This is a genomic window from Rhodococcus sp. NPDC056506, assembly GCF_042794945.1.
Taxonomy (GTDB): domain Bacteria; phylum Actinomycetota; class Actinomycetes; order Mycobacteriales; family Mycobacteriaceae; genus Rhodococcus_F.
This window is the reverse complement of the sequence record NZ_JBHTSW010000006.1, coordinates 169158-187343: the sequence shown is the minus strand read 5'-3', so window position 1 is coordinate 187343 and position 18186 is coordinate 169158. Positions and strand designations below refer to the sequence as shown.

General features: G+C 62.4%; 16 protein-coding genes. 8 read left to right on the top strand and 8 right to left on the bottom strand.

Going from position 1 to position 18186, the window contains the following annotated elements; genetic code table 11:
* Positions 1 to 23: 23 nt before the first annotated feature.
* Positions 24 to 944: a sulfurtransferase gene (locus ACFQ6H_RS08630; RefSeq protein WP_378645413.1), complete on the bottom strand. Its 921-nt coding sequence runs from the start codon at positions 942 to 944 to the stop codon at positions 24 to 26.
* Positions 945 to 1072: 128 nt separating this feature from the next.
* Between ACFQ6H_RS08630 and ACFQ6H_RS08625 the strand changes: the two genes are divergently transcribed.
* The 6 genes from ACFQ6H_RS08625 (at position 1073) to ACFQ6H_RS08600 (ending at position 6255) form a co-directional block, all read left to right on the top strand.
* The gene (locus ACFQ6H_RS08625) at positions 1073 to 1759 is read left to right on the top strand and encodes a GntR family transcriptional regulator (protein WP_378645411.1); all 687 of its coding nucleotides are present in this window, start codon (positions 1073 to 1075) and stop codon (positions 1757 to 1759) included.
* 179 nt (positions 1760 to 1938) lie between these two features.
* Positions 1939 to 3102, top strand: coding sequence for an ABC transporter substrate-binding protein (locus ACFQ6H_RS08620; protein WP_378645409.1), 1164 nt, complete (start codon positions 1939 to 1941; stop codon positions 3100 to 3102).
* Positions 3103 to 3121: 19 nt separating this feature from the next.
* On the top strand, positions 3122 to 4156 hold the full coding sequence (locus ACFQ6H_RS08615; RefSeq protein ID WP_378538878.1) for a FecCD family ABC transporter permease: 1035 nt from the start codon (positions 3122 to 3124) through the stop codon (positions 4154 to 4156).
* On the top strand, positions 4149 to 4940 hold the full coding sequence (locus ACFQ6H_RS08610; protein WP_378645407.1) for an ABC transporter ATP-binding protein: 792 nt from the start codon (positions 4149 to 4151) through the stop codon (positions 4938 to 4940). The genes ACFQ6H_RS08615 and ACFQ6H_RS08610 overlap by 8 nt, the downstream gene beginning before the upstream one ends.
* The gene (locus ACFQ6H_RS08605) at positions 4937 to 5584 is read left to right on the top strand and encodes a hypothetical protein (protein ID WP_378645405.1); all 648 of its coding nucleotides are present in this window, start codon (positions 4937 to 4939) and stop codon (positions 5582 to 5584) included. Before ACFQ6H_RS08610 ends, ACFQ6H_RS08605 begins: the two co-directional genes overlap by 4 nt.
* On the top strand, positions 5581 to 6255 hold the full coding sequence (locus tag ACFQ6H_RS08600) for a hypothetical protein (protein ID WP_378538881.1): 675 nt from the start codon (positions 5581 to 5583) through the stop codon (positions 6253 to 6255). Before ACFQ6H_RS08605 ends, ACFQ6H_RS08600 begins: the two co-directional genes overlap by 4 nt.
* Positions 6256 to 6264: 9 nt before the next feature.
* Here ACFQ6H_RS08600 and ACFQ6H_RS08595 read toward each other — a convergent pair whose 3' ends face one another.
* From ACFQ6H_RS08595 to ACFQ6H_RS08580, 4 genes are all read right to left on the bottom strand, one after another.
* Positions 6265 to 6783, bottom strand: a complete 519-nt coding sequence (locus tag ACFQ6H_RS08595) for a hypothetical protein (RefSeq protein WP_378645403.1) — start codon at positions 6781 to 6783, stop codon at positions 6265 to 6267.
* Positions 6784 to 6801: 18 nt separating this feature from the next.
* On the bottom strand, positions 6802 to 7830 hold the full coding sequence (locus tag ACFQ6H_RS08590) for a cupin domain-containing protein (RefSeq protein WP_378645401.1): 1029 nt from the start codon (positions 7828 to 7830) through the stop codon (positions 6802 to 6804).
* A 59-nt stretch (positions 7831 to 7889) separates the two neighbouring features.
* The gene (locus tag ACFQ6H_RS08585; protein ID WP_378538884.1) at positions 7890 to 8711 is read right to left on the bottom strand and encodes an alpha/beta fold hydrolase; all 822 of its coding nucleotides are present in this window, start codon (positions 8709 to 8711) and stop codon (positions 7890 to 7892) included.
* A 185-nt stretch (positions 8712 to 8896) separates the two neighbouring features.
* Positions 8897 to 10024 (bottom strand): NDMA-dependent alcohol dehydrogenase, encoded by a 1128-nt coding sequence (locus tag ACFQ6H_RS08580; RefSeq protein WP_378645398.1) that lies wholly within the window; start codon positions 10022 to 10024, stop codon positions 8897 to 8899.
* Positions 10025 to 10190: 166 nt separating this feature from the next.
* Here ACFQ6H_RS08580 and ACFQ6H_RS08575 point away from each other — a divergent pair, with 166 nt between their 5' ends.
* A complete protein-coding gene (locus ACFQ6H_RS08575; protein ID WP_378645395.1) occupies positions 10191 to 11051 on the top strand; it encodes a spermidine synthase in 861 nt (286 codons plus the stop codon).
* A gap of 9 nt (positions 11052 to 11060) precedes the next feature.
* Here the strand turns inward: ACFQ6H_RS08575 and ACFQ6H_RS08570 are convergent, their stop codons facing one another.
* The 3 genes from ACFQ6H_RS08570 to ACFQ6H_RS08560 all read right to left on the bottom strand — a co-directional run bounded on the left by ACFQ6H_RS08570 (position 11061) and on the right by ACFQ6H_RS08560 (position 17091).
* On the bottom strand, positions 11061 to 14075 hold the full coding sequence (locus tag ACFQ6H_RS08570) for a bifunctional [glutamine synthetase] adenylyltransferase/[glutamine synthetase]-adenylyl-L-tyrosine phosphorylase (RefSeq protein ID WP_378645392.1): 3015 nt from the start codon (positions 14073 to 14075) through the stop codon (positions 11061 to 11063).
* On the bottom strand, positions 14072 to 15412 hold the full coding sequence (locus tag ACFQ6H_RS08565) for a glutamine synthetase family protein (protein WP_003941637.1): 1341 nt from the start codon (positions 15410 to 15412) through the stop codon (positions 14072 to 14074). The genes ACFQ6H_RS08570 and ACFQ6H_RS08565 overlap by 4 nt, the downstream gene beginning before the upstream one ends.
* Before the next feature lie 107 nt (positions 15413 to 15519).
* Positions 15520 to 17091: an alpha/beta hydrolase gene (locus ACFQ6H_RS08560; protein ID WP_378546973.1), complete on the bottom strand. Its 1572-nt coding sequence runs from the start codon at positions 17089 to 17091 to the stop codon at positions 15520 to 15522.
* Between the two features lie 207 nt (positions 17092 to 17298).
* Between ACFQ6H_RS08560 and panB the strand changes: the two genes are divergently transcribed.
* A complete protein-coding gene (gene panB / locus ACFQ6H_RS08555; protein WP_003941624.1) occupies positions 17299 to 18150 on the top strand; it encodes a 3-methyl-2-oxobutanoate hydroxymethyltransferase in 852 nt (283 codons plus the stop codon).
* Positions 18151 to 18186 lie beyond the last annotated feature (36 nt).

Here is an 18186-nt window from a genome sequence, read left to right as displayed (position 1 = left end):
AAGTAGTTGGGGACTGCGGCGATTCAGGACCGCGGACATCGAACATCCGCAATCGCGCCGCCGGGCTCACTGCCGACAACCATCGGCAGGGTCGGATCTGCAGTCCATTCCTCCAACGAGCCGTCGTAGACTTTGACATCCTCGTGGCCGCTTCGGATCAGTGCAAGTGCGGTCAAGCACGCCGAAACTCCACCGCCGCAATAGATCACGACAGGCTCGGTGACGGCTGGCAGAACATCGGCCGATCTCGACAAAACTTCGTCCACCGGAAGCATCCGGGCGTCGGCGTCGAGAAGGCTCTTCGCGGACAGATTCACACTTGACGGAATATGTCCGCGCCGCGAGTATCGCGTCTTCTCCGTTCCCTCGTACTGCTCAGGTGCCAGAGCACACACCAGCGTTCCGGCTTCTTCTCCGGAGGACAGTGAGGCAACCCGCGGTAGATCGACCCACAGTCCGAGGTCCGTCACGCTCCAACGCGTCGAGGCCGACGTGTGGGTTACGTCGTCGCCGCTCACGAGAGCAAAGCCGAGTCGCGTCCAGTCGGCGAGGCCACCGTCGAGGACTCTTGCTTCGATGCTGGCGTTGCGAAACACCCACCAGAGCCGTGATGCCCAGGTGGTCGATCCCTGGTCGTAGATCACGATTGCCGCACCCGGCTCGATACCGCTCGATTGAAGATCGGTAACCAACTGCTCCGGTGACGGACGCGTGAAATGCAGCGCCGCTTCCCTATCGGAGAAGACGTCCATGAGGTCGACGTGCCGAGAACCCGGAATGTGAGAAGAGACCCAGCCGGCGTACCCGGACTCCGGTCGGTAGTCACCATCGAATCGTGCGGGAGGAAAGCGAACCGTCGCGTCGAGCACAGAGACGCCTCCCTCACGCAGCATCGCGTCGAGTTCAGCGGCACCCACCAGCGGCGACGCGGTCTCTCCAGCCACTTCGGACCCTCTCCCTCGGAAACGAACAATCACGAACCTAAATGAGTACTAGCGTATACGCAAGTACTCACTCGTCGTCGATGGCATAATCGAACGCGCTCTACTTGCATGCACAGGAATGGGGACACATGGATCTCGACGCCGATACGAGCACCACCGATCTACTGGTGCCGGAGGCTGCGCTCGGGCGGTCCGATCAGACCTCGCGGCAGTACCTGCGCCTGCGTGCCGACATCCTGGCCGGCAAGTTCCCCCAGGGCGCTCCGCTGCACGAGACTCAATTGTGCGAATCGTACGGCGCATCGCGCACCCCGATCCGTGAGGCACTCAACTGGCTCGCACACGACGGTCTGCTCGAACGAGCCGCCCGCGGTTTTCGGGTCCGTTCGGGCACGCCGGAGGACGTCATCGAGATCTACGCAGCGCGGGTAGCCCTCGAATCGGAAGCGGCCGGCGCCGCCGCACTCCGTCACAGCGATCTCGACCTTGCCCGCCTGGACGGACTGCACGAGTTCTGCTGCACTGCAACGGAAGGCTCCGAGGTTCGGTCCGGGAACTTCAAGTTCCACGAGGCACTCTGGCAGGCCGCCCACAATTCCACGATCACCTCACTGCTGATCCGCCTCACCACCCAATTGCGAATCTACGACAGCGGACCGCCGTCGAACTACGGCGAACCGGACCTGCTCAATTCGGAGCATCAAGAGATCCTGAACGCCATCCGCGCGAGGGACGAATCGTCAGCTCGTGGTCACATGCGCAACCATCTCGAGCGCAGCCGTGACCAGCGGATAAGGATGTTCGCCAGCCGCTGACCTCAGACAGTCCAGCCCGCACGACTCCCCACAGTGGAAGTCGTGCGGGCTTTCGCATGTCGCCCAGAACACATATTAGGGTAGTCAAGCCTTAGTAAACGTATGCTAGCCTAACTGAATCTAGGAATTGATTTCAGTTTTCGGTATCCATCACCGTGACAATACTTTTCGGAGAAAGCATGCGTGCGTTGCAGAACTCGTCCCCACTCGGAAGCGCCATGACGCGCCGCCAACTGATCAGATCGATGGGCGTGGCAGCGGCCGCGCTCGGCGCTTTCGGTGCCACGGCGTGCTCGAACCGAACCCCGGTCGACTCGGCATCCGAGACCGAGGGCACGTCCGGTCCGTTCACGGTCGTCGACCAGTACCAGAACACCATCACCTTCGACACTCCGGTCGGAAGAATCGCGTCGGCCATCATCCCGGTGCCGTCGATGATCGCGGGCTCCGATCAATCGATATCACGCAACGTCGGTGTCAATTCGAGCGCCATCTCACTTGCCAAGAACGGCATGCTCGCTACGATGTTCCCCGAATTCCTCAATACACCAGTAGTTTCCGGACCCGACTTCGTTCCGAACGTCGAACAGATACTGTCGTTGAACCCCGATGTCGTCATCCAGTGGGGCGACAAGGGCGACGACATCGTTGCTCCGCTACGCAACGCCGGACTGAAGGTCATCCTGCTCAAATACGGAACGCAAGAGGACCTCGAAGCCTGGATCAACATCTTCGGCGATCTGCTCGACAAGAAGGAAGAAGCGCGGGCGATCCTCGCCTCGATGTCGAACGACCGCAAGACCGTCGAATCGATTGCGACAGCGAACTCGGCCAAGGCTCCGCGCGCGATGTACTTCTACAGCACCCCCGAAACCAAAGTTTCCGCCGACAACACGTACATGGACTTCTGGATCACCCTTGCCGGAGGAAAGAACGTCGCCCGAGGCGCAGGTAAGGGAACAAGCGTCGCCGTCACCAAAGAGCAGATTCTGACCTGGGATCCGGAAGTACTGGTACTCGGCAACTTCGATGCCGCGACTCCTCAGGACGTCTACGACGACCCCAACTGGGCATCGTTGACCGCAGTGAAGAACAAGCGGGTATACAAGGCTCCGATCGGCGGATTCTCGTGGGACCCGCCGTGCAACGAATCCAATCTGATGTGGCTGTGGGTAGCGCAGATCTTCTACCCCGACTCCAGTCTGGATCTCGACCTCCGCAGTCGCATTCGCGCCACGTATTCCGCGTTGTACGCCTACACGGTCACCGATATCGAGATCGATCGTATTCTGCACCTCGAAGCCAACTCGGTGAGCAACGGTTATGACGCGTTCCGCTCTTGAGGGCACGCTGCCCGCACAAATGCCGCGAAAAGAACGCAATCACAAGGCTTTTCTTGTTCCCATCGTCCTGACCGTCGGGATTCTTGTCGTCGGGCTTTGCGCATTGGCGCTGGGCCGGTACACGATCCCGGTCAACGAGGTAGCTCGAATCCTCATCGATCGCGTCATTCCGCTCGAGCAAACGTGGACCGACGTCGAGGCTCAAGTTGTTCTCGGCGTGCGATTTCCTAGATTGCTCCTCGGAATGCTCGTCGGAGGGGGCCTCGCGCTCGGCGGATCCGCCCTACAAGCTGTGTTCCGAAACCCTTTGGTCAGTCCCCAGGTGCTCGGTGTCTCTTCCGGTGCTTCGTTCGGTGGGGTACTGGTTCTCATGCTAGGCCTCGGTTCCACGTTTCTTGTCGGTGGAGCATTCCTGTTCGGTATCGCGGCGCTTCTCATGGTCTCCGCAATCGGCAAAACGCGTTCCGGAAGTTCAATTCTCATGATCGTCCTGGGCGGGGTGGTCACCAGCGCGTTCTTCTCCGCGCTGGTTTCACTGATCACCTATCTGGCCGACCCGTACAGCACTTTGCCCTCGATCGTCTTCTGGCTCATGGGTTCTCTCGCCACAGCCGATATGGGAAAAGTAGTGATCGCCGCAATTCCCATCCTTCTCGGAAGCGCCGTCATTTTGGGTCTGCGGTGGCGAGTGAACATACTCTCCCTCGGCGACGACGACGCCGCCTCCTTGGGCGTCAAACCCCACCGTCTACGCATGCTGCTGCTGGTCATGGTTGCGTTCATGACCGCGGGAGCAGTAGCCGTCTCCGGCGTGATCGGATGGGTCGGCCTGGTCGTACCGCATCTTGCCCGGCTGTGGGTGGGGCCGGACCATCGCATCTCGATGCCGACGACGTTTGTTCTCGGCGCTGCCTACCTGACGGTGATCGACACGCTTTCGCGCACTATCAGTCCGGGTGAGATCCCGCTGGGGATTCTCACGGCCATCATCGGTGCACCGGTATTTGTCGTCCTCCTCCGCAAGTCGAGCAGACAGGGGTTCGTGAATGCTTGAACTCCAGGACCTCGGATTCCGATTTCCTCAGCGAGACTGGGTGTTCCGCCACACCGATCTCACCATCGCCTCGGGTTCGATCACCTCGATCCTCGGACCGAACGGTAAGGGCAAGACGACGCTCCTTCGATGCATCGCCGGATTGACGCGCCCCGAGGAGGGTCGCGTTCTGCGCGACCCAAACATCGGATACGTGCCTCAAGCAAGCCCGTCAACCTTCGCCTACTCAGTCTTCGACATGGTTCTGATGGGACGCGCAAAGAAGGTCTCTACCTTCGGAACACCCAGCAAATCGGACCTCGTGTTCACTCGCCGAGTCCTCGAGAGGGTGGGAATCGAACACCTGGCTTCCGCGAGGTTCACCGAACTGTCCGGAGGTCAGCGCCAATTGGTACTCATCGCCCGTGCGCTGGCCACGGACTGCGCGTTCATGATTCTCGACGAGCCCGTCTCCGCGCTGGACCTGAGAAATCAGGCACAGGTTCTCGGACTTCTCCGTGAGCTCGCGGCCGAGGGTATGGGAATCCTGCTGACCACACACCATCCCGAGCATGCGCTGCACCTCGGCGGAGACGCCGTGATCATGTACGGCCCGGACGAAATCGTACGCGGCGAGGTGACGGAACTGGTGACAGGAAAGAACTTGACCCGTCTCTACGGTATCGACGTTGCCACAGAGGTTGTCCTCGACCGCGACTCCCCACGCACCGTGGTCTACACCCGCTACGACAATTTTGCGAAAGTCATCAATGACTCACACCTCGAAGGAAGCTCACTGGCATGACTACCGAAAGTGACACGGTCACAGACCCAGTCACCACCCCTGTACTTCACTTGGTGATGGGTTCCGATGCCGGCATGGCCGGCGGTACCGACACCACCGCGATCATCGCCGATGTCGATGTCTACTCACTCGACTCACTGAACCTCTCGCGTGTCCGAGGACTGATCGTGAACGGCAATTGTGATCAGATCTACCTCGAACGTCGACGCGAGATTCTCACGGACTTCGTCGCCAACGGCGGCCGCATCGCTGTGATGGGTCATCCGCTCACCGATTTCCTGCCGGACCTCGGTCAGTGGCGCAAACTCCAGTATTCGGGACCGAAGGACCTTGCCATCTCCGCCGGAAGCCCCCACCCCGTGTGGGAGGGTGTCGATCCCGTCGATCTCAGTTTCCGGCGCGAGGTGTCCGGCTTCTACGGCCGCGGGTACAGCCAGAAACTGCCGGACACGGCAATAGTCACCAACTACATCGGCAGAGCCGGTCTCCCGGTCGACTACGTCTACCGCCTCGGCCGCGGCGAAGTGCTGGTCCATGGCGGTATCGATCTCAGTGTCTACCAGTATGATCCCAACACTTCGTCACGCGTCTTCCCCCAGCTACTCGCCTGGCTTGCCCAAGGCGACGGAACGGATCTCCGATGACCACACTCGAAGCCTTCAACCGCACTGATCGCGCTCCCCTCTCGACTCGCGGGCTCGCGATCGTGCACGGCGGATCGCATTTTCACCTGCAGACCATCAAGGATCCAGCGGTGGTCGCCTACCAACCGGACTTCCACTACCTCCCCGACCTAGGGCCGGGTGATCTCGACGAGGTGCAGACGCTGATTCTCTCCGACCGTCTGCATCCCGAGTTGCTCCGCGCGCATGCCGACGAGTTCCTGAGCGTGGCAGATCGCGGTGGGACCCTCGTCGTCCTCGGTGAAAATGCCGCCCACACTTGGCTTCCCGGTGTGACGTGGACCCCTCGCCCGACTAACTTCTGGTGGTGGCGAACCGGAGAAGATCCAATGATCCGCACTCGCAGCCACGATCACACATCATGGAAGTACCTGACCACAAAATCCGTGATCTGGCACCACCACGGGCTTCTGCACACCGACTCCGACGTCGTTCCCCTGTTGGTCTCGGAGGAGAGCGACGACAACGGCAACCCGCACGACGCCGGAATGATGCTCTTCGAAGACACCACCTCGACCGCAGGCCGGATCATCGCGACGACGCTCGATCCGACCTATCACCACGGAAATAACTTCATGCCCGGGTCGACGCGTTTCCTCTACGCACTACTGCGATGGGTGGACCACACCTGAGCATGCCGGTCAGACCGAGAGCGTGTCCTCGACGTCGTACACGCTCTCGGCCGGACTCGACATCACTCGGTCCGCCATCTCCTGCTTGAGCACTGTCAGCCGCGCCTCGTCTTCGACCGTCCGGTCACCTTTGCGGGCGAGAGTGATGAACTCGTCGACGACAAATCCCTCCCGAATGGTCAGCGTGACGCTCGCGCCGCGATAGTCGACCCGAAATACATACAGTGCGAGTGTATTTCCACGTTCAGGTCTGGCCAGGGAACTGTCGACGGTGTACCTCCCTTCTGTCACCGCGCGCGTGACCAACTCGAACACATCGCGCACTCCTGGTCCGCCATGTGCGGTGGCCACAACCAGGTCGCGACGCTCGACGGAGCCTCCCCCGCCGAGCACACCGAGAGCGCGCTCGAGAACCTTGTAAGCATGCGCCACGCCGCCCGGGGCCTGCGGACCGTGATAGCGGAGGGCATCCTCGTACGTGAAGTCGAGCGTCGTCCCGTGATCGGTCACGGTGAGCGTGCTGGTCATGATGGGCGTCCTTGCCGGTCAGTCCTGGTCGATCGGATTGTTCCGCGAGACGATGAGCGGATCGATCGGGGTGAAAGGAAATTGCGGCAGATCGCGTTCCGGAACGCCGAAGGAGGCCGAGAGAACGCTGCGTGAGAACGCGGAAGCCGTTGCACGGTAGCCTATGTCGCCCGGCGTCGGCTGGTCGAAGAAGATGAGGAAGTTGATGTCCTCGTCGCCTAGAACCTCGATGTGGTGGGGATAGGCACGCGGAACGAAATACACCTGACCGGGCTCCAGTAGGTAGGTGTCGAGTGACCCGTCGGGATCGAGAACCGTCATCCGTCCATGACCACGATGCACGTATCCCATCTCGGCAGTGACGGGATGCCAATGGGGCTCACGCATTCCGCTCTCACGAATAGTCAACGAGTACATCGAAAGATCCTCCAGCGCTGCCCAATACTGCTTGCGCGCCACCTTCGCCTGTCCGTACGGATAGGCGAGAGGGGCGATCTGGCCGTCGAGGTCGAAGAGATGCGCGTTGGGAAGGCTGGCGGTATCGGGAACGACGGCGGGGCCGTCCCGCCGCACTATCTGGGACGCATCGGCTCTACCGAAGACATCGAAGGCTGATGCGGCGAGATCGTACGTGTTGCCGAGCACCGCGTTCGACATTGCGCTGACGCTGCTCTGCAACGAAAAGTGCTGCGGCAGAGAACTACGCAGGGCAGCGATGATCTCCGCCTCCCCCTCGCCGACATTCTCGATGTGATAGATCGCCCCGGATTCGACGTGATACATCTGCCCCGCTCGCACCACGAAACTTGCGAACTCATCAGCATTGCCCAACATCGAGACAAGGACAGTTCCGCTCGTGACGTAGGCGATCTGGTTCGCGTTGACGTTCCATTGAGGTTCACGGATCGCGCCGGGGCCGAGAATAATTCGTTTGATCGACAGACCGGACAGGATCGGCAACGAACTCGTGTCGAGCTGCGAGATCGAGCCGAGGTCGTTCTCGAAGACGCTGGGACCATGGCGAAGCGAAGCAACGTGTGTGGTCATGGCAATTTAAACCTTCCGACTGTGGTCCTTCCGACTCCGGTCCTTCCGCCTCGCTGACGTCAGTCCTCGATGAAGGCGAGAATGTCCTGGTCGAGGGTCTCCTGATACGAGCCGTAGATCCCATGCGGTGCACCCGGATATACCTTCAGCGTGCCGTTCTTCACCAGCTTGATTGCTTTCTCCGCCGCCGCGCCGATCGGCACGATCTGATCGTCGTCCCCCTGAGCGATGAAGATCGGAACGTCGATGGATTCGAGATCGGCAGTCTGGTCAGTCTCCGAAAATGCCTTGACGCAGTCGTAGGCCGCGGCGAGGTTAACCAACATCCCTTGTCGCCAGAAGTCGTCCTTCGCTCCCTGCGAGACATCGGAGCCTTCGCGGTTCGCGCCGTAAAAGCTCTCGCTGAGGTCCTTGTAGAACTGCGATCGGTCCCCAAGCACGCCCTTGCGGATTCCGTCGAACACCTCGATCGGTGTGCCTTCGGGGTTGCTGTCCGACTGGACCATGATCGGTGGAACGGCGCCGGCAGTGACCACCTTGGCGACGCGCCCTTTGCCGTGCTGCGCCGCGTAACGGACCACTTCTCCGCCGCCGGTCGAATGGCCAACCAGGATCAGGTCTTTCAGGTCGAGGGTGTCGATCAGCTCAGCCAGGTCCTTGGCATATGTATCCATGTCGTTGCCGGTGTACGTCTTCGACGAGCGACCGTGCCCTCGACGATCGTGCGCAATTGTCCGGTATCCGGCGTCGGCGAACAACTTCATCTCGACCTGCCATGCGTCGGAACTCAGCGGCCACCCGTGGCTCAGGACGATCGGCCTGCCGGTGCCGTGCTCGGTGTAGTAGATCTCGGTTCCGTCGGAGGTGGTGATGTAGGGCATGTTCCGCTCTTCTCTGTCGAGTCGTGGAGTGAGGCCCGGACACGCTGCCCGACTTCCTCACCCTGCGAGTGCCCACTACGGGCGCGATCGACGCATCGATCGACAGAAATCACCACTGCTGGGTAAAACAGTCCGGCCCGACACCGCGGGGTGTCGAGCCGGACTGTTGTGTCAGATGAAAACGATCAGTAGTCGGCCTCGGTGTAGACGATCATGCCGCGCAGGTTCTTTCCCTCCAGCATGTCGGCGTAACCCTCGTTGATCTCCTCGAGCTTGTAGGTCTTGGTCACCAACTCGTCGAGTTTGAGTGCGCCGCTTCGGTAGTGATCGAGCAACTTGGGAATCTGGGACCGTGGCCCGACCCCGCCGAAGATGGCTCCCTGCAAACGCTTCTGCAGAAGGGTCAGCTCGAAGAGACTGAGCGTCACCTGCGAATCCGCGTAATGCCCCATTCCGACGACAACAACCTGGCCACCCTTGCCCGTCGCACTGAGCGCGGGCTGAATGATGTCGCCGTGAATCTCGCCCACGGTGATCACGGTGACGTCGGCCATCTTGCCCCAGGTGATCTCGCCGATCACCGGTAGCGCTTCCTCGAGTGAGGCAAACGTATGTGTGGCGCCGAATTCCTTTGCCTTGTCGCGTTTGAACTCGACGGGATCGATCGCGATCACAAATCGTGCTCCGGCAGACGCCGCACCCTGCACCGAGTTGATTCCGACGCCGCCGACGCCGACGACCACCACCGTGTCGCCGACCTTGGCTCCACCGATCGCGGTGGCCGATCCCCAGCCGGTGGCGACACCGCAGCCGAGCAAGGCCGCCTTGTCGAGCGGGATGTCCTTCTCGATCTTGATCACCGACGCCTCGTTGACGGTCACGTACGGCGAGAATGTTCCGAGCAGGCACATCTGGATGACCGGCTCGTCGTTAAGGGTGACGCGGTACGACTTGTCGGAGATCGCCTGCCCGGTCAACAGGCCGGCTCCCTCGTCGCAGATGTTCTGTAGCCCCTTCGCGCACGACGGACAACGTCCGCACGCCGGTATGAAGGCGAGAACCACGTGGTCGCCTTCTTCGACGCTCGCGACACCCGGGCCGACCTTCGTCACCACTCCGGCGCCTTCGTGCCCGCCCAAGGCCGGGTAGAAGGGCAGCGGGCTGGCGCCCGTACGCAAATGTTCGTCCGAATGGCACAGTCCCGATGCGGCGAGTCGGACCTGCACCTCACCCGAGACCGGGTCGCCCAGCTCGACCTCTTCGATCTCCCATGCCTGACCTGGCGCCTTGACTACCGCTGCCTTGACCTTCACCTGCACTCCTCGAAATTCTTCGTGATGCACGGACGACGAAAGAACGCGCCGGCATTTGTGTCACCGATCACACTCCAGGTACGAGTGTGCCTGAAGTAGCGCGAGAATACTGCCGGTCTGTGCGCCTTTTTGGTAGTGGGCGCTACCAAAAAGGCGCACGGCTAACATGGACACAGTGGCCAAGGGAACTCGCAAGACCAGAACTCGCAGCAGTGCTCCCGAGCGAGGCGAGTCCGGCCCAGTCGCCGGCACTTTCCCCATCGATACCGGGACGTGCGAGCTTGTCCGCGATCAGTACTCCGACGACAGTTGGATCATCCAGATCAACGGAGTGCCCAGTTCCCACGTGAACGTCGCGGATCCCACGGTGCTCGATTTCGAATACATGCGGTGGATCGCGCATCTGGTCGATTCCGAACGTGACAAGGCCGAGCGTCTGCGGGTCCTGCATCTCGGCGGCGGTGCCTGCTCCATGGCCAGGTACTTCGCCGCCACTTACCCCGACGCACGTCAGGTGGTGGTCGAAATCGACGGCGCTCTGGCAGAACTCGTGCGCGATTGGTTCGACCTTCCGCGCGCACCACTGCTGCGCATTCGTGTCGGCGAGGCCCGCGCCGTCACGGAAACTCTCACCGAGTCCACCCGCGACATCGTGATTCGAGATGTCTTCGCCGGCAGCACAACTCCGACTCCGCTGACGACGGCTCAATTCACCACCCATGTACGACGCATACTTGCCCCGGGCGGTATCTACATCGTCAACTGCGGCGACACCCCGGATCTGCAGGGCGCTCGGAGCGAGGCCGCGACCATTGGCGCACAGTTCGAACACATGGCGATCATTGCTGATCCCGCAATGCTCAAGGGTCGCCGCTACGGCAACATGATCATTGCGGGCAGCGACGTACCGATCGGCGGGCAACCAGCGCTCGCGCGCGAGCTGCTCGGCGGCGGCGTTCCCGCCCACGTGTGGCAGGACGCCGAAGTGCGTAAGTTCGCCGCGAACGCGCCGGTTCGGCAGGACTGAGCGAGAGCTCTACTCGCCGCCGAACACCCTCTCCACCACAGCTTTTGCCCGACGCGTGATGCGCAGGTAGTTGTCGAGGAACTCCCCTGCGTCGTCACCGTATCCGGCCACCTGCGCCACGGCCGCGAGGACGCGTCCGGGGCCGGGAAGCTGATCGGTCGGCTTACCGCGGACCAGAACGAGGCAGTTGCGTGCCTTCGTCGCGGTGATCCAGGCGTCACGAAGCAGTTCGACGTCGCCTTCGCTGAGCAGTTCCGCGGCGCCGATGGCGTCGAGAGTCTCCAGCGTCGATGTGTTGTGCAGCGACTCGATCTTGTCGGCGTGCCGCAACTGCAGCAACTGCACAGTCCACTCGATGTCGGCCAGGCCGCCGCGACCCAGTTTGGTGTGCGTTGCCGGATCGGCTCCGCGAGGAAGCCTTTCGGAATCGACACGCGCCTTGATACGCCGGATCTCGCGCACCGCCGCGTCACTGACGCCGCCTTCGGGGTAGCGGGTCTTGTCGATCATGTGCAGGAACCGCAGTCCCAATTCAGGATCACCGGCCACCGGGTGCGCACGAAGGAGTGCTTGAATCTCCCACGCCTGAGCCCACTTCGCGTAGTACGCGTCGTAAGACTCCAGCGTTCGTACCATCGGTCCGTTGCGACCTTCGGGGCGCAGTCCGGTGTCGACCTCGAGCGGTGGATCTGTACTCGGTGCCCCGAGAAGCTTGCGCACCTTGTCGGCAATGCTGTTGGCCCACTTGACCGCAACGGTCTCGTCGGCGCCCTCGCGGGGTTCGCACACGAACAGAACGTCCGCGTCGGATCCGTATCCGAGTTCGCCGCCGCCCAATCGGCCCATGCCGATGACGGAGAAACTGGCCGGCGCCTCGCTCCCGAGTTCGGTGACACTCGCCTTGATCACCGCGGAGAGCGACGCGTTGAGCACCGCAGCCCAGACCGAGGACAGTGCCTTGCAGACTGCAGGAACATCGAGCATGCCGAGAATGTCGGCAGAAGCGATGCGTGCAAGTTCGTGTCGGCGCAGCGAGCGGGCCGCGGCAACAGCGCGATTCGGATCACTGTGTCGACCGGAGGCGGTGAGGATCCCGCGAGCGACATCCTCGGGCTTCGGCTCGACCAGGCGCGGTCCACTCGGTGAATCCGCGAACAAGCGAATCACGTCGGGAGCCTTGATGAGCAGGTCGGGCAGGTACGCGGACGAGCCCAGCACGGTCATCAGACGCTCGGCGACCGCAGCCTCGTCACGGAGCAGGCGCAGGAACCACGTCTGGTCGACGAGCGCATCCGAGAGCCTGCGGTAGGCGAGCAGACCGGCGTCGGGATCCGGTGTGTCCGCGAGGGATTCGAGCAGAGTCGGCAGCAGGAGCGCTTGAATACGACCCTTGCGCGAAGCGCCACTGGTCAGTGCGGTCAGATGTCCGAGTGCATGCTCGGGCGCCGTGTAACCGAGAGCGGCCAACTGCCTCACCGCGGCTTCGGGCCCCAGGACCAGCGCTTCCTTGTCCATCCGCGCTACCGATTCGAGAAGCGGGCGGTAGAACAATTTGGCATGCAGGCGGCGAATACGATGCGAATTCCGCTTGATCTCGGCGCGCAGGACTCCGAGGGAATCCAGCCGACCGTCGGGTCGCATGTGTGCGGCGCGCGCCAACCAGCGCAGCGCTTCCTCGTCGTCCGGCGGCGGCAGAGTGTGCGTGCGCTTGAGCTTCTGCAACTGCAGACGGTGCTCGAGCAGACGCAGGAATTCGTACGACGCGGTCAGGTTCGCGGCGTCGTCGCGGCCGACGTATCCACCCGCGGCCAAGGCGGTCAGCGCATCGACAGTGCTCTGCACGTGCAACGAACTGTCGGCCCGTCCGTGCACCAATTGCAGGAGCTGGACGGCAAATTCGACGTCGCGCAGGCTTCCGCGGCCGAGTTTGAGTTCACGCTCACGCAGTTCGGGGGGAACCATTTCCTCGACGCGTCGACGCATGGCTTGAACTTCGGGGACGAAGTCCTCGCGCTCGGAGGCGATCCACACCATCGGGCTCATCGCCTCGGAGTACTGGTGACCCAGCTCCATGTCGCCCGTCATCGGACGAGCCTTGAGCAGCGCCTGGAACTCCCAGGTCTTGGCCCAACGCTTGTAGTACGTGATGTGGGATTCGAGCGAGCGAACCAGTTCTCCGCGCTTACCTTCGGGACGCAGCGCAGCGTCGACCTCGAAGAATGCGGAGGTTCCGATACGCATCATCTCACCGGCAACGCGGCTTGCCGTCGCGTCGGCCGGTTCGGCGACGAACACGACGTCGACGTCGGAGACGTAGTTCAGCTCGCGCGCACCACATTTGCCCATGGCGATCACGGCGAGCCGGATCGGACAACTGCCCTCAGGGCACACCGTTGCGATGGCTACCGCGAGTGCAGCGGTCAGCGCAGCGTCAGCCAGGTCGGAAAGCTGATGCCCCACAGTCTGATACGGCACCACCGGTTCGTTCTCGACGGTCGCAGCGAGATCAGCCGCGGCCAGGAGCATCAGCTGATCCTTGTAACTCTTACGCAGAGCAACAACAGCTTCCGGTCCGGTCACGGTGGCGCGGTAGGTCAGTGAGCCTTCGGTGGCGCCCTCGTCGAGCGTGGCACCCACGGCCTCGAGCAAGGCCGCAGTCGCCTCGTCCTTGGTCGGCAGAGCTGTGCCGTCGAGAAGTTTCCAGCCGATCGGATCCGCGGCCAGGTGATCGCCGAATGCCGACGACGCACCCACCAGCGCGAACAAACGGCCGCGCAGGCTCTTGTCCTTGCGCACTGCCTGATCGAGTTCACGCCACCCGTCGCCGAGCCCGTCCTTGATCCGCACAAGAGTGCGCAGAGCGAGGTCGGCGTTCGCGGCACGCGAAAGCGACCACAAGAGTTCGATGCTCTCGGCGTCGACCCAACCGAGCTGACGCAACTCGTCGGCGGCGGTGGGCTCGACCAGCCCGAGTCGACCCGGTCCTGGAACTGCTGATCTCGCAGCGGGCGGTTTCACCGTCACAGACCGAGGTAGGTCTTGAGCTCGAACGGCGTCACGTGGCTGCGGTATTCCTCCCACTCACGACGCTTGTTGCGCAGGAAGAAATCGAAGACGTGCTCGCCGAGTGCTTCGGCCACCAGTTCCGACTTCTCCATCTCGCGCAGAGCGCTGTCCAAGTTGCTCGGAAGTTCCTTGTAACCCATGGCGCGACGCTCGGCGGAGGTCAACGACCACACGTCGTCTTCTGCCTCGGGCGGCAAGGTGTAGCCCTTCTCGATGCCGCGAAGACCGGCAGCAAGCAGGACCGCGAAGGTCAGATATGGGTTGCAGGCCGAGTCTGGGCTACGGATCTCGACGCGACGTGACGACGCCTTGTTGGGCGTGTACATCGGGACGCGGATGAGAGCCGATCGGTTGGACGGGCCCCACGACGCGGCAGTGGGTGCCTCTCCCCCGTGAACGAGCCGCTTGTACGAGTTGACCCACTGGTTCGTGACCGCACTGATCTCGTTGGCGTGCTCGAGGATGCCGGCGATGAATGCCTTGCCGGTCTCGGAGAGCTGCATCGGATCGTCCGGATTGTGGAAGGCGTTGGTATCGCCTTCGAACAAGCTCATGTGGGTGTGCATCGCGGAGCCGGCCTGATCACTGAACGGCTTGGGCATGAAACTCGCCCGCACGCCTTCACCGATCGCGACCTCCTTCACGACGTACCGGAACGTCATGACGTTGTCGGCCATCGAGAGTGCGTCGGCGTAGCGCAGATCGATCTCCTGCTGCCCCGGCGCGGCCTCGTGGTGGCTGAACTCGACCGAGATGCCCATCGACTCGAGTGCGTCGATGGCATGGCGGCGGAAGTTCGGAGCCGAATCGTGGACGGCCTGGTCGAAGTATCCACCCGAGTCGGCCGGGATCGGCGGGGTGCCGTCGATCGGACCGTTTTCCAGCAGGAAGAACTCGATTTCCGGGTGAACGTAGCAGCTGAAGCCCAAATCGCTGGCCTTGCTCAACTGGCGACGCAGGACGTGGCGCGGATCTGCCCACGACGGTGAACCGTCGGGCATCGTGATGTCACAGAACATGCGCGCGGAATGCTGCGCACCGTCCTTGTGGGCCCACGGCAGGATCTGGAATGTCGAAGCGTCGGGTCGGGCGACGGTGTCGGCTTCGGAGACTCGCGAGAATCCCTCGATGGCGGAACCGTCGAATCCGATTCCCTCCTCGAAGGCACCTTCGAGTTCGGCGGGGGCGATCGCCACCGATTTGAGGTACCCGAGAACATCGGTGAACCACAAGCGGACAAACCGAATGTCGCGCTCTTCCAGGGTACGAAGCACGAATTCTTTTTGGCGATCCATGCACGCGAGACTAAGCAAGCCACGTTAAATCTGTGTTACATCAGTGGTCCCGGTTAACAGAGTGATTGGTCACCATCGAATAGGCGCAGCGTACGGCCTCGCGCCGGCTAACATGTGAGACCTTCTTCCGGAGCCTTCAAGTAAACGAAGTAGTCAACGACGGCATCGTCGACGCAGGAGTTTCCGTCCAGAACCACCGTGTGCTGGGTTCCGTCGAACGTGATGAGGGCGGCGCCCAACTGCTTCGCGAGATCCACTCCGGCCTGATACGGGGTCGCCGGATCCTGCGTCGTGGATACGACGACCAGCTGCGGCAGACCGGCGTCAGCGAGCGCCTGAGGGTCGAGCGCGTGGGGGCTACCGGTTGCCGGAACGGGCCAGAACGCGCACAGGTCGAGCGGCGCTTGACCGGTCCCCCGTCCGTCGTCGAGGAACGGTGCCGCCTCGCGGTACCGAGTGTCGGATTCGCCGGCCTCGGCGCGGTCGGTGGTTGCCGGATCGTCCACGCAGCGAATGGCGTTGAACGCGTCGTTGATGTTGGAGTAGCTGCCGTCGTCTTCACGGCCTTCGTACATGTCGGCGAGATTGAGCAGCGAGTCCCCGCGTCCGTCGGCCAGACTCGACAGACCTCCACGCAACGGAGTCCACAACTGCGGCGAATACAGGGCCTGCTGGACGCCGGTGATCGCGTCGGAATAGCTCAGCCCGCGTGGATCGGTGGTCTCCGCCGGCTTCTCGATCAGCGGATCGACGAGTGCCTGGAAGCGTGCCTGCGCCTGCGCCGGATCGTCACCCAACGGGCAGTCCGTTCGCGAGACACAGTCGGCGACAAAGGCGTCGAATGCGCCCTGGAAACCCTGCCCCTGCAAGACCACCTCGTCGATCGGATCCTGCTCGGGATCGAGCGCGCCGTCGAGGACCATCGCTCGAACGTTCTGCGGAAAGGTCTCGGCGTAAGTGGATCCGAGCCGGGTGCCGTACGAGAACCCGAGGTAGTTCATCTTCGGATCACCGAGAACGCCCCGAATGACGTCCATGTCCCGCACTACCTCGTAGGTACCGACGTGGGCGAGGAACTCCGTACCCGTCCGCTCGGCACACTTGGCGGCGTAGTCCTTGCTGTCCGCCTCGGCGAGGGCGATACCTTCCGGCGTCATGTCGACGTTGACCTCTGCGCGCTCCGCATCGATCTCCTCCGGCGTCAGACACCGCACCTGCGGGGTCGACGCACCGATTCCCCGCGGATCGAAACCGATCATGTCGAAGCGTTCCTGCAATTCGGTGCCCGACCCCGACGTCGCCATCGACAGTCCGGACCCACCCGGTCCGCCCGGGTTCAGCAACAGCGAACCGATGCGGTCACCGGTGGCCTTCGAACGCGAGATCACTACCTTCGCGGTGTCGCCGTTCGGATTCGCGTAGTCGACGGGAACGCTCACCTCGGCGCAGTCGACCCCACGCCCTAGCGGCGCAGTTCCTTCTTCGACGAATTTGTCGCACGATCCCCAGTCGAGCGTCTGCTCGTAGAATTTCTCGAGGCCGGACGGCACCGCGGACGCGGCAGAACCAGTAGATTCCACTGATTCGGGCGCGCCTTCCGAACTGGTGCAACCGACAACCAACACGAGCACTGCTGCGCTTCCGGCGAGGGCACCGGAGAGGCGAACGAACTTCGACATGCCATTGATGGTGCCAGGAAACCTCGGTAGCCAGCGGTTCGCCTCGTTTCGGCGCCTACCTGGTACGCGCGCGGTGATGTGACCCATTGCACCCTGTCAGCTATTCGTGTCGGCGACGTCCGGTGGCAGACTGAACACGTCATCACCCACACCCGGGGACCCGAAGGCGATCAACGCTCAGGGCCTCGAGGCCAGAAAGGGACAACGATGTCCGAGACACCTCTCTATGGTTCTGTACCCACTGCAAGCTCTACCGATGCACCGAAGCGTAAGACGCGCATTCACCACCTCGCCGAGATGAAGCAGAACGGCGAACGCTGGTCGATGCTCACCGCTTACGACTACTCCACGGCACGCATCTTCGAAGACGCAGGCATCCCGGTGCTGCTGGTCGGCGACTCTGCCGCCAACGTCGTCTACGGCTACGACACCACCGTGCCGATCACCGTCGACGAACTGCTTCCGCTCGTTCGCGGCGTCGTGCGCGGCGCCCCGCACGCACTCGTCGTCGCCGATCTCCCGTTCGGCACGTACGAAGGTTCGGCCGAGCAAGCCCTGGCGACTGCGACGCGATTCATGAAGGAAGGCCTCGCGCACGCCGTCAAACTCGAGGGTGGCGAGCGGATGAGCAAGCAAATCGCGGCTATCACCTCGGCCGGCATCCCCGTCATGGCTCACGTCGGATTCACCCCGCAGTCCGTGAACTCGCTCGGCGGATTCCGCGTCCAGGGTCGCGGCGACGCGGCCGAGCAGCTTGTGGCGGACGCCATTGCAGTCCAGGAAGCCGGAGCGTTCTCCGTCGTCATGGAAATGGTCCCGGCCGAGATCGCAGGCCAGGTCAGCCGCAAACTCACCATCCCCACCGTCGGCATCGGGGCCGGTTCCGAATGCGACGCTCAGGTACTCGTCTGGCAGGACATGGCGGGTTACACGAGCGGTAAGACAGCCAAGTTCGTCAAGCGTTTCGGTAACGTCGGTGACGAACTGCGTTCCGCAGCCGCAGCCTATGCATCAGAAGTTCGCACAGGCGCATTCCCGGCCGCAGAACACAGTTTCTGATCCGAGACCGGCGAACGCCGCCTGTCTCTCAACCAG